This window comes from Puniceicoccus vermicola (assembly GCF_014230055.1).
In the GTDB taxonomy this organism is placed as follows: domain Bacteria; phylum Verrucomicrobiota; class Verrucomicrobiia; order Opitutales; family Puniceicoccaceae; genus Puniceicoccus; species Puniceicoccus vermicola.
This window is the reverse complement of the sequence record NZ_JACHVA010000127.1, coordinates 1-11,742: the sequence shown is the minus strand read 5'-3', so window position 1 is coordinate 11,742 and position 11,742 is coordinate 1. Positions and strand designations below refer to the sequence as shown.

At 56.8% G+C, this 11,742-nt stretch carries 9 protein-coding genes; 4 read left to right on the top strand and 5 right to left on the bottom strand.

Annotated features, from left to right (window positions below; all coding sequences use genetic code 11):
- Positions 1 to 132 precede the first annotated feature (132 nt).
- Entirely contained in the window at positions 133 to 414 is a 282-nt protein-coding gene (locus H5P30_RS16885; protein WP_185694091.1) for a FeoA family protein, read from the top strand.
- Positions 404 to 2,599, top strand: a complete 2,196-nt coding sequence (gene feoB, locus H5P30_RS16880) for a ferrous iron transport protein B (protein WP_185694090.1) — start codon at positions 404 to 406, stop codon at positions 2,597 to 2,599. Before H5P30_RS16885 ends, feoB begins: the two co-directional genes overlap by 11 nt.
- 440 nt (positions 2,600 to 3,039) lie before the next feature.
- Here feoB and H5P30_RS16875 read toward each other — a convergent pair whose 3' ends face one another.
- Both H5P30_RS16875 and clpB read right to left on the bottom strand, forming a co-directional pair.
- Entirely contained in the window at positions 3,040 to 3,630 is a 591-nt protein-coding gene (locus H5P30_RS16875; RefSeq protein WP_185694089.1) for a transposase, read from the bottom strand.
- A 353-nt stretch (positions 3,631 to 3,983) separates the two neighbouring features.
- Entirely contained in the window at positions 3,984 to 6,596 is a 2,613-nt protein-coding gene (clpB, locus tag H5P30_RS16870) for an ATP-dependent chaperone ClpB (protein WP_185694088.1), read from the bottom strand.
- Between the two features lie 223 nt (positions 6,597 to 6,819).
- Between clpB and menD the strand changes: the two genes are divergently transcribed.
- Positions 6,820 to 8,616 (top strand): 2-succinyl-5-enolpyruvyl-6-hydroxy-3-cyclohexene-1-carboxylic-acid synthase, encoded by a 1,797-nt coding sequence (gene menD / locus H5P30_RS16865; protein WP_185694087.1) that lies wholly within the window; start codon positions 6,820 to 6,822, stop codon positions 8,614 to 8,616.
- Here menD and H5P30_RS16860 read toward each other — a convergent pair whose 3' ends face one another.
- The 3 genes from H5P30_RS16860 to H5P30_RS16850 all read right to left on the bottom strand — a co-directional run bounded on the left by H5P30_RS16860 (position 8,617) and on the right by H5P30_RS16850 (position 10,984).
- Positions 8,617 to 9,195, bottom strand: a complete 579-nt coding sequence (locus H5P30_RS16860) for an MOSC domain-containing protein (RefSeq protein WP_185694086.1) — start codon at positions 9,193 to 9,195, stop codon at positions 8,617 to 8,619.
- Between the two features lie 54 nt (positions 9,196 to 9,249).
- Positions 9,250 to 9,894, bottom strand: a complete 645-nt coding sequence (gene msrA / locus H5P30_RS16855) for a peptide-methionine (S)-S-oxide reductase MsrA (protein WP_185694085.1) — start codon at positions 9,892 to 9,894, stop codon at positions 9,250 to 9,252.
- An 88-nt stretch (positions 9,895 to 9,982) separates the two neighbouring features.
- Complete coding sequence (locus H5P30_RS16850; RefSeq protein WP_185694084.1) at positions 9,983 to 10,984, bottom strand: metal ABC transporter substrate-binding protein; 1,002 nt, start codon at positions 10,982 to 10,984, stop codon at positions 9,983 to 9,985.
- A 195-nt stretch (positions 10,985 to 11,179) separates the two neighbouring features.
- Here H5P30_RS16850 and H5P30_RS16845 point away from each other — a divergent pair.
- On the top strand, positions 11,180 to 11,742 hold a 563-nt coding region (locus H5P30_RS16845), incomplete at its 3' end, for a transposase (protein WP_185691332.1).

Sequence of the window (11,742 nt, the reverse complement as noted above, 5' to 3'; positions counted from 1 at the left end):
AGTGGCTTGTGCGTTCGGAGTCCATCGGAAAGATCTTCTAATTCACTGAATAAGGAAGAAGCCTAGAGTGGGATTCAGTATCAAAAATGGTTGCTCATGAGTCTCAATTTTAGGAAAACAGGGGCAATGGAGATGAGTCACACAAACAAGGGGGAGGGGATATGCGGGTCGTTGGACCAACTTCCTCTGGGCTACGAATGTGAGATCAGTGAGGTCGATGATAACTGTCCCTCAGCATTGCGTCTAAGTTCGCTGGGGTTTCTCCCCGGGCAGATCCTACGTCTCGCCAGGGTTGCTCCTTTGGGGGACCCGATTGCGGTGGATCTTGGCGGACAACGGATTGGTCTTCGCAAAGTCGAAGCGAAAGCAGTTTTAGTGGGACAGTGGAGAAAATTCAGTGGTATTGGCGGCTGAGAAAAAGAAGACCGCTCGAGTCGGTCTCATCGGAAACCCCAACACGGGAAAATCGACCCTCTTCAATCGGCTGACTGGACTCCGGCAGCGTATCGCCAATTATCCGGGGATTACGGTAGAAGAACGCGTCGGGACCGCTTTTGCAGGGAATGATCCTCTGGAGCTCGTCGACTTGCCGGGGGCTTACAGTCTTTCGGCGACGACGGCGGACGAAAGGGCGGTATTGGATGCTCTGGCTGCCCGGTCGGGACGAGATGAACTCGACCTCCTGATTTGTGTAATCGATCCGACGAATTTGGAGCGGAATTTATTTCTTCCTCTGCAAGCGGCGGACTTCGGGCTCCCGATGATCCTGGTCCTGAACCAGTGGGACATTGCCCGGAAAAGAGGTCTGAACATCGATTGCGATAAACTCGCGGAGCGCTTCGGAGTTCCTGTCGTGCCGATCTCGGCCCGGTCGGGAGAGGGAATGGCGAAACTGGAAGAGACGATCCGCAAAAAGTTGGAGGTGCCTTCCTATATCAAGCCCACCGATTGGAATCTCGAAGTCGAGCAGACCCTGAACCAGCTTTGCGAGACCGTCTCTGGATTGCGGCGCGCCGAGGCTTTGCGTTTTCTTTTTGATCCACGGAGCGCTCTTTATGGCCGTTGGCCAGACCAACGCGAAGAAATTGGCCAGATTGTCGAAGAAGGTCGCCGGAAAATCGCGGCCGCTGGGCTCAATCCCGGACCGGCGGAGGCTCTGATCCAATACGGAAGGATCCGCGAGATTCTGGCCGACGTCTCGAACCAGAAAGAACGCCGTGCGGTGGGTGCTTCGGAGTCCATTGACCGGCTTTTGCTCCATCGTTTTTGGGGATCGATCATTTTCGTTGCGGTTATGTGGGTCGTATTCCAGTCGGTGTACAGCTGGGCCGGCCCGATCATGGACGGGCTGGATTTCTTGACGGGGGCGACCCAAGAGGCCTTGCGTCCCGTTCTATCCGGAACTCCGCTTCTGGAGAGCTTGGTCGTCGATGGAATTGTTGCCGGGGTCGGTGGCGTCATCATCTTCCTACCGCAGATCTTTGTTCTCTTTTTCTTTATCGGTCTCCTCGAGGATACGGGCTACATGGCCCGAGCAGCTTTCCTGATGGATAAAGCGCTCGGTTGGTGTGGTTTGAATGGGAAGAGTTTTGTCCCACTGCTTTCCAGCTATGCCTGCGCGATCCCGGGGATCATGGCCGCGCGAACCCTGGAAAGCCGCTGGTCCCGGACGACCACCATTCTCATGGCACCGTTCATGAGCTGCTCGGCGCGGTTGCCAGTCTATGTTCTCTTCATCGGTGCCTTTGTCGAGCCGACCTACGGCGCGGCAGCTGCCGGGTGGACGCTGTTCCTCCTTCACTTCGTTGGGCTCTTCATTGCCGCCTCTTTGGCTTGGGTGGCCCATCGGTTTTTCGCACCTTCGGGGGCTTCGCCGTTCATTCTCGAGATGCCGCACTACAAAGTGCCTCATCTCCGGAATCTTCTGCTGCGGATGTGGGAGAGTGGGCGAGAGTTTTTGATGCGGGCCGGGTCGGTGATTCTCGCTTTCTCGGTTTTGATCTGGGCCCTCCTTTACTTCCCTCGAAGTGAATCGGTCGAGACCGAGATACACGCACAATCAGTAGAGCGAATCACTCAGGCGCTCTCGGTGACCTCTGCAAAGGCAGATGAGCTACTTGCCGATCAGGAGAGTCCTTACTTCGCTGAATACGATAATCTTCTCGCGGCAGCCTATCTGGAAAATAGCTATCTGGGCCGTTTCGGCCAATGGGTGCAGCCAGTTTTTGCACCAGCGGGATTTGATTGGAAAATCACCGTCGGGGTGCTCTCCAGTTTTCCGGCCCGCGAACTCGTGATCTCGACCTTGGGAATCATCTATCAACTCGGTCCCGATGTGGATGAGGAGTCCTCGGGGTTGAGGGACCAGATCGCAAACGAGACCTGGCCCTCCGGGCCGAAGGCAGGCATGCCGGTCTTTACGCTACCCGTGGTTTTCTCGGTCTTGATCTTCTTCTGCCTTTGCCTGCAATGCGGTGCAACAGTGGCCTTGATTGCCAAGGAACTCAACGGCTGGTACGCTGCAGGTTCATTCTTCGGAATGACGGCCCTGGCCTGGGTGGCCGCCGTCCTCGTCTATCAAGTCGGAACCCTCCTTTAACCCAATTGGCAAAATGAGTCAGATCGTTGATTTCCTAGTGGTTCTCGGAGCCATTTTAGCCGCTTTCACGTATTTGTTCCTGCGCTGGCGCCGCAAGCGCAGGAATCGATCCTCTCTATGCGGAGGAGGAACCTGCGGCTGCTCCGCAGGTCGGAATTTGACGCGGACCGGGGGGAGTTGAAGCAAGTAGCCGCTCAGCTTCAGCTGCGCGGTCCTGCGGTTACGGAAGGTTTCCCTGGGTGCGGTCCGAAACATACGCGATGGGGGCAGCTAAAGCTGCGCCCCTACAGAGAAGTAGCCGCTCAGCTTCAGCTGCGCGGTCCTGTGGTTGCGGAAGGTTTTCTGGGTGCGATTCCGAACAGACGCGATTGGGGGCAGCTGAAGCCGCGCCCCGACGGCGAAATCTTCCTCCCTGGTCGATAACTTCGCGGAGAATGGCCTCACCGCTTCCGATAATTCGAGTTCCCTGGCCAGTCTTGCGATTGCTGGCAGAGTCTAGTCTTTGCTGGATTGCTTTCGACGTAGTTCTGCCAGTGGGCGAGTTCTGTGGGGGTGCGGATCCAGCGGTCGAACCAAGATCGCTGCCAGACCTTTCCCGTTCGGGATAGGTTCTGATTGAGTAGATGGGAGGCCCTCATCTTAAAACGAACCCAGATCGTTCGAAAGGTTTCGCAGGAATCGCAAAACAATGGCTGGGTGATCAGGTGAAGGTGATTGGGCATGACGCTCCAATCGGAAAAGCGAAGTCCGTCCTCATCGTAGGTCCTGAGCCATTCGGAGCAGATTCGGGCGAGAGTGGAGTCCGTGAACGGGGCGAAACCCGTACCTTGATCCAGATAGGTTTCGAGGATGCGGAAAAGATGCCGTTGTCGTTGCTCATAGACTTCGCTGGAAGGCGGACGTTCTTCCTCGGCCTCTCCATATTCCCGTAAGCGAAAAAGCACTTCGGCGGGCAAACTCCCGTGGCAGCGGAGAGTGACCGCATAACATCCCCGGTCCACAACCCAGTGAGGAAGAGTGTCCCGAAACACGCCAATAAAACGGCTCTGAAAATCGAACGAATCGATGGCAGAATGCTGAGAGTCTGCGAGATGATGGCAAGATCGGATTTCGCAAGTAGCCGCTCAGCTTCAGCTGCGCGGTCTTGGGGTTGCGGAAGGTCTTCCCGGGTGCGTTCCGGAACCGACGCGATGGGGGGCAGCTAAAGCTGCGCCCCTACAATGAGTAGCCGCTCAGCTTCAGCTGCGCGGTCTTGGGGTTACGGAAGGTCTTCCCGGGTGCCGGTCCGAAACCGACGCGATTGGGGGCAGCTGAAGCTGCGCCCCTACGGGCTCTCTCAAAAAAAAGAGGCGACCGGATTTCCGGTCGCCTCTGGAATTTCTCTTTAGGCATTCGCTTCTACGAATTCGCCTTCGGGGGTCAGTGTCGTTTCGCCGTTTTGATGGTCCAACTTCACGGCTTGGCCTTCTTGCACTTCGCCGGAGATCATGGCGCGGGCGAGATGGGTCTCGACTTGACGCTGGATGAAGCGGCGTAGTGGGCGGGCGCCGTAGACGGGATCGTAACCTTCGTCGGCGAGCCATTCGTAGGCCGCCTCGGTCGGTTGGACGACGATTCTTTGATCCTCGAGTCGACGGTTCAAGTCGTCGATCAGGAGTTTCGTGATCGAGCCGATTTCCTTTCGGGTCAATGGCTTGAAGAGAACCGTGTCATCGATCCGGTTGAGGAACTCGGGTCGGAAGGCTTGTCGTAGTTCGGCCATGACCGCCTCGTGAACCGCATCCGGAATCAGGTCTCCTTTTACCCCTTCTTGCAGGTGACGGCTGCCGATGTTCGAGGTCATGATGATCACGGTGTTCTTGAAGTCGACCGTGCGACCATGGGAATCGGTGATGTGTCCGTCGTCCATGACTTGAAGGAGGATGTTGAACACATCTGGATGCGCCTTTTCCACTTCGTCGAAGAGAAGGACGCTGTAGGGCTTGCGCCGAACGGATTCCGTCAACTGACCGCCTTCCTCGAATCCGACGTATCCCGGAGGTGCGCCGATGAGTCGAGCCACCGCGTGTTTCTCCATGTACTCGGACATGTCGATCCGCGTGAGATTGGCTTCGGTGTCGAAGAGGGTGCGGGCCAGGGTCTTCGCCAGCTCGGTCTTTCCGACCCCGGTCGGTCCGAGGAAGAGGAACGAACCAATCGGGCGCTTCGGGTCCTTAATTCCTGCACGGGCGCGGAGGATGGCTTCGGTGGTCCTTTGGACTGCTTCTTCCTGACCGACCACACGCTCGTGAAGGATGTCCTCGAGTCGTAAGAGCTTTTCCCGTTCTCCTTCGAGGAGGCGGGAAACCGGGATCCCGGTCCAGCGTCCGACAATTTCCGCGATTTCATCGGCGGAGACGACTTCCTTCAACAGGTGGGTCTTCGACTCGGCCTTCTCGAACTCTTTCAATTTGGCTTCGAGTTGCGGCAACTTCCCGTGACGCAGTTCGGCGAGAGTATTGAGATCATACTGGCGTTCGGCCGTTTCCATGGCGTGGCGCGTATCCTCAATCTCTTTACGAATCGAGCGAGCTTCGTTGATGACCTTTTTCTCGTTTTCCCATTCGGCTTTCAGTCCGCCGAGGTTTTCCCGGAGGTCCGAGAGTTCTTTGCCGAGCGATTGCCGTCGGCGCTGGCTGACTTCGTCTTTTTCATTCCGAAGGGCCGCCTCTTCAATTTCGAGTTGGAGGATGCGGCGGTTCAGCGAGTCCATATCACCGGGCATGCTGTCCATTTCGGTGCGGATCAGGGCGCAGGCTTCGTCGACGAGGTCGATGGCCTTGTCGGGAAGAAAACGATCGCTGATGTACCGATTGGAGAGGGTGGAGGCCTGCACCAAGGCGTTATCCTGAATGCGGACACCGTGGTGGACTTCGAAGCGCTCCCGCAAACCGCGGAGGATCGAGATCGTATCTTCGACGGAGGGTTGGTCAACTTGCACGGTCTGGAAGCGGCGCTCGAGAGCAGCGTCCTTTTCAATGTGCTGACGGTACTCGTCGAGGGTAGTTGCCCCGATACAGTGTAGCTCCCCGCGTGCGAGCATGGGCTTGAGCATGTTGCCCGCGTCCATGGCGCCTTCGGCCTTCCCGGCTCCGACAATCGTGTGCAGCTCATCGATGAAGAGAATGATGCGTCCGTCGCTTTGTTTCACTTCTTGGAGGACGGCCTTCAAGCGTTCTTCAAATTCACCCCGGTATTTCGCACCGGCGAGGAGCGATCCGAGATCGAGCGAGAAGATCGTGCGATTTTTCAAGCCATCGGGAACGTCGCCCCGAACGATGCGCTGGGCGAGGCCTTCGGCGATCGCGGTCTTCCCGACGCCAGGCTCCCCGATGAGAACCGGATTGTTCTTGGTCTTGCGCGAGAGAATGCGGATGACCCGGCGAATCTCTTCGTCGCGGCCGATGACTGGATCGAGCTTGTTGTCGCGCGCCTTCTGGACGAGGTCTTCCCCGTATTTGGCAAGCGCTTCGAACGAGGCTTCGGGGTTCTCCGAGGTGACCCGTTGATCACCGCGAAGGTCCTTGATGGCCTTCTCGAGGCGTTTTGCATCGAGATCAAAACTGTCGAATAGATCCTTTAGGGCTTTCGGGCGTCCCACGGTGAGGAGACCGAGAAGGAGGTGCTCCGTGCTGATGTATTCATCCTTCCGCTTGGATGTGACTTTCTCGGCCTCGGTGAATGCCGAAGCGAGATCGGAGCCCATGCCGGGCTGGCCGTTCGATCCGGAAATTTTCGGCAATTTGCCGACTTCCCGGTTGGCGGCAAGGACCAACGCATTGGGAGGAATTTGTAGATGGTTGAGTAAGCCCGGAACGATCCCATTCTCCTGATGGGCGAGAGTCGCCAAGAGGTGTACAGGCTCGATCTGAGCGTTTTGGTTTTCGCGTGCGAGCGCTTGTGCCTGCACAACCGCTTCGCGTGCCTTTTCTGTAAATCGGTTAAAATCTGGATTCATGGTTCCCTCTATTGCATAACGAATGCCGAGTTTTTAGACATAATGCCGGGTGGGCTGTTTTCGGTTATAAATCTCGTAAGACGCCGTTAGTCAGTAGGTAAGGGGATTGTCGAAAAGGTGGGGAGGTATCTTTTAACCAAAGTGATCGGCTTCGCTGTCGGGACAGAGAAGGGCAAATCTGGGACCGTGTGAGACAAATTGACTCGCCCGGATTTCTCTGCAGATGGAGGAATCGAATGTTCGCCCGGCGGATGATTCTTGTCGCCATTCCGGGATCACTCCAAGCTGGTTTATCGTGGATCAGAACCCGAACGAACCGAATGCATTAAAACCGGCTGAGAGTGCGCACCAGGCTCTTAGTTTCCTCGCAGCTCTGGTTGCCCGGGGGGTGAAGGAATTTGTCGTCAGTCCTGGTTCTCGCTCTACGCCGCTGGTCTTGGCTCTCCAGCATTTCTCGGAAGTCCGGGCGCGGGTTGTTCTTGATGAGCGCTCGGCGGTCTTCTTTGCCCTCGGGATTGCAGATCGTTCCCATTGTCCCGTCGCTCTGATTTGTACCTCTGGGACAGCGGCTGCGAATTACTATCCCGGGGTGATCGAGGCCTCGGAACGGGGGATTCCGTTGTTGCTGCTCACCGCGGATCGGCCCCCGGAGTTGCGGGACTGTGGAGCCGGGCAGACGATCGATCAGATTGGGATTTACGGGAAATTTGTTCGGTGGTCGATCGATGCAGAGGTGCCGCGTGGAGACGACGGTTGCCGTGAGTTGGAGCGAATCGCTGAAGCGGGTCTGAGTGAGGCGCTCGGGCAGAACCCGGGGCCCGTGCATTTCAATCTGCCTTTCCGGGAACCGTTTTTGCCAGCGGTGCCCAATGGTTCATTTGAAAAAGGTGAATTGAATGAACCCGCAGGTCCAGATCCAGAGGTTTCCGCTGACTGGGAATCGCTCCGCAATGCCGGGCCGGGATGGATTATAGTGGGCTCCGCGAATCCCCCGAATCCAAAGCGCTGGGCGGATGGTCTTTTTCGGCTGAGTGACTACCTCGGATGGCCCATTCTCGCAGACGTTCTGAATCCACTTCGGCAGATGCCCGGAGCGGGAGAACGGGTAGTGACTCAGTATGAGGGGCTCTTGTCTGCGGGATGGCTGGACCGACATTCTGATTTTGCGCCCCAAGCAATTCTGCAGGTGGGAATTCAACCGACCGCGAAGAGCCTTCGGCAGTGGTTGGCCCGGTTTGAAGGGCCTCGATGGCAGTGGTCAAGGCTCCCCGGAGGTTTGGACCCCGCGCGGAAGCCGTTTACTTGGATCGGTGGGACTCCTGAGGGATTGGGAGACCTTCCGGATGTTTTTCCCGAAGAGGCTTTCCGAGGAGCTTGGCTTGAGGCGGAAGCGAAGACGGTGGCTGTGGTCTCTGATTGGCTCGACTCGATGCCCGAAAATTTCGAAGGAAAAATTCACCATGAGATCGCAGTGAGCGCGCCTCGGAAAAGCCAGGTTTTGATCGCCAACAGCATGCCGGTTCGTGACGCGGAGCGCTTCTGGTTTGCCAATCGCCCGCGCGGTCCTCGGATCTTTTCGAATCGGGGAGCGAGCGGGATTGAGGGGCTGGTCTCGATGGCTGCGGGTATGGCAGACGGTGGCGATACGACTTTCGCAGTTCTCGGTGACTTGGCCTTCCTCCACGATGTGGGAGGATTGAAAGCGGCTTCGCAGATCGAGGGATCCTTGACCTTCGTTGTCATCGACAATGGGGGAGGGCGGATCTTTGGGCAGTTGCCGATTCGCTCCGAGGAGCAGGTCTTTGATGAGTTCTTCCTGACCCCGCAAGCGGTAGATCTAGCGAAAGTCTGCGAGGCACATGGGATCCCCGTGCAAACTCTATCGGGATCCGGTGGCTTTCAGGATTTGCTCTCGAAGCCTTTCCGCGGGGTGCGGGGCGTCATCGTGCAAACGGATCCGGCGGTCGATGATGAACGGCGGAGCGAATGGAGGAAACTCTTTCGCGAGATTGAGAGTTGATCAACTCTTCGTCACGGCATCGCCGATACGCACTTTGCCCGGTTTGACTACACGGCAGAAAATTCCGCGAAGTCGGCGATGGCTCTCGTCAGGATTGCTGACCCATTCGTAGGCGTCTCGACCGAAGCGTTGGGTGAATTTACTGCAGCCATCGTTGACTACGCCGCTCACTTCGAGAATGCATTCGCCAACCCGAACTTGGGTCCCGACTGGTAGGTTTTCTTCTGAAATATCGAAGTTAACGTAGAGGTTGTCGCCACACTCCTTTCCTGCCTCGAGGGAACCGGCGACCACCGACATGACTTGGCTGTTGGTCATCGCCACTTGCACCTGAGGGTCCGGCGACCCGTCTTCGAGAGACATCCAGCTTCCCTTAATCCAGCGGTCTCCGGAAACGCCGCCCTCGGGAGAGAGTGTGAGCTCTTCCCGTTCTTCGTGAACGCCTTGGGAGGGGCGCACGGCCAGCATTTCGACGGTTCCCATCTCGCTCGGCGAAGGCGGAAGGCTTTCAAACTTCTCAATCAGTTCCTCGCGGGAAAAAGCTGCGATTTTTCTCTTGCGAATGAAGGAGTCTCCCATGGCGGCTACTATGCTTATTCGTTGGATCCAAGAGGTAAATTCAAAAACAAGGAGTTAGTCCTTCCAGTGGGATTCGATGAATTGATCCCGTCCCGAGCCTTTGCGGTATCCGTAATACCGTTGGGGACTCTTCTTGTAGAAATCCTGGTGATATTCTTCGGCCGGGTAGAAGGAGACGAAATCCGTTACAGGGACGACGATCGCTTCATTGAATCGCCCGCTCTCTTCCAATTCTTTTCTGGATTCCTCGGCGACCTTTCGCTGCGCGGAGGAGTGAACAAAGATCTCAGGGCGATATTGCGGGCCGCGGTCGACGAATTGACCTTTCAGATCAGTCGGATCGATCTGTCGCCAATAGACCCCAAGAATTTCCTCGTAGGAGATGATCGAGGGGTCGAAATAAATTTGGACACTCTCCGTATGGCCAGTGCGCCCGTAGGCTACGTCCTGATAGGAAGGGTCGACTTCTTCGCCACCGGAGAATCCTGAGATTACGGCCTGGACGCCTTCGAGGTCTTCAAAGGGCGGTTCCATGCACCAAAAGCAACCTCCTGCCAGGGTGGCGACTTCATAGTTCTCGGTTAGCTCTGTCGGGATGGTGGCTTTGCTGGTGTCCTTGGCCGGACTCGAACAGGCTGCGAGAAGACTAAAGGCCGAGATGATCAGAGCGAGGAGGGGGGATTTGCGTGAAAATGCCATAGGGGAAAGAGATGTGCCCATCGATTTTCTGCAACCTTTCCCGAAAGAAACTCGCTTGGAGGTGCAGGGCTGCACCGGCTTAGGGAGATTAATCCGAAAGCCCCGTCACGATAGCGGTAACGTTGGAGCGCATCATTTCCTCATAGCCATCACCGGGAGCCATGCCCGTGCCGTCCGCGATGAGAGGTGGCCCGATGACCAGACCGGTATCCTGCGCGACAGATTGTAAAGACTTGGGATTGGAGCCGATCTCCGGGAAGAGGACGCGGACTTGATGGGTCCGAAGGAAATCAATCAATTCGGCAAGCTCCTGAGGAGAGGCGTTGTCCTCGCGGTTGTATCCCTGGATGGCGATCGCTTGAATTCCATAGGCGTGGCACAGGTAACCATAGGCGAGGTGGGAGGTTGCGAGAATCCGATCCGAAGGAGGGATCGTTTCGATCTGTTGGCGAATCCACCGTTTGAGAGAGCGCATCTCACGGGCATAGGCGAGAGCATTGGCATTGTAGGCTTCCGCATTCTCTGGATCGATCTCACCCATCTTCTGAGCGAGGACAAAGGCGGCCCGCCGCATGTTGTCGGGATCGTGCCACCAGTGAGGATCCACCGATCCGTGGTCGTGATGATGGTGGTGGCCGTCAGGGGCTTCCTCGCTCTCCTGGGAGGGATGCTCCTCATGCTCACTATGATCCTCGTGGCCATCGTGATCGTCATGATCCTCGTGCGGGTCTGCATTCGGAGAGGACAGGTTTTCTGCAAAGGTGAGGGTGTAGGCTCCTTCGCCCACGTCGAAGATCTCGGTATCCGGTCCGAGGTTGTCCGCGAGTTTTTCGAGGTAGGAGTCCTCGAGTCCTTTCCCGGAAATGAGGACTAGAGAGGCTTGGGAGGCAGCGGCGAAGGTTTGCGGATTTGGGTCGAAGTCGTGTGGATTGTTTCCCGGCTCGATCAGATCAATTACGGTTACCGAGTCCCCGCCTACCTCGCGGGCCAGTTCGCTGACGAGTGGATGAAGGCTCGCTACCTCGAGGGCGGCGACTGGACTCATTGCCAAGATGAGCCCGAAGAGCAGGTGGATAAACCGTGATTTCATTGGTGATGCATCGAACCCTCGACTCAACCAAAGTCAATTGAAGACCCGATTACGGGCCAGTTGGTCCGATCGAACGGGTGAGAGAGCTGGAAGCTCTCACGACTACATGCCGCAAAAAAAAAAGCGACTCGGCGTCGCTTTCACGGTCTTCCTCAAAGTTTGGGGACATGAGGGGCAAAGACCATCATGTCCCCAATGAATAACCTAACAGGAATAGCAGGCTACGAAGTGATCTCGCAGCGATGCAAATCGGATTTGGACGAGTTGGAGGCGGTTCTGGAGAGGGAGCCTGAGAGATGCCCTTACTGCGCGGCCCCGGGGCCGCGCAGTAAGGGCCGTTATCTTCGGAAGGTGCGTCATCGAAGTGGTTATGTTCGTTCAACTTTTTTGTTGGTGCACACCCGCCGTTTCTGGTGCTGGAGGTGCAAGCGGAGTTTCCTTCCCACGCTTCCGGGCATCCGTCCTTATCGCCAGAGCTCGGAGCTCTTTCGCAAGGAAGTCCACCAGCGCCACGAAGACGGGATCTGCGCGAGCACTTTGGCCAAGAGGGAGCGAATCGGGCAGGCTACGGTCGAACGGATTTATCACCAGCACACCGAGCTGGAGGTGCGCAAACGTTCCAACCGGGATTGCCCCCGGATGCTCGGAATCGACGAGCATACCCTGGGCAAAAAGAACCGCTTTTGCACCACCTTCTGCGACCTCGGCAACAATCGGGTCTTCGAGGTCAGGCCCGGTCGCAGCGAAAAGGAGCTCTC

Excerpts from the sequence above, each read along its gene's own strand:
- H5P30_RS16885 (WP_185694091.1), top strand. The coding sequence starts at position 133 with ATGAGTCACACAAACAAGGGGGAGGGGATATGCGGGTCGTTGGACCAA.
- clpB (WP_185694088.1), bottom strand. The coding sequence starts at position 6,596 with ATGAATCCAGATTTTAACCGATTTACAGAAAAGGCACGCGAAGCGGTT.
- menD (WP_185694087.1), top strand. The coding sequence starts at position 6,820 with ATGGAGGAATCGAATGTTCGCCCGGCGGATGATTCTTGTCGCCATTCC.
- H5P30_RS16860 (WP_185694086.1), bottom strand. The coding sequence starts at position 9,195 with ATGGGAGACTCCTTCATTCGCAAGAGAAAAATCGCAGCTTTTTCCCGC.
- msrA (WP_185694085.1), bottom strand. The coding sequence starts at position 9,894 with ATGGCATTTTCACGCAAATCCCCCCTCCTCGCTCTGATCATCTCGGCC.
- H5P30_RS16850 (WP_185694084.1), bottom strand. The coding sequence starts at position 10,984 with ATGAAATCACGGTTTATCCACCTGCTCTTCGGGCTCATCTTGGCAATG.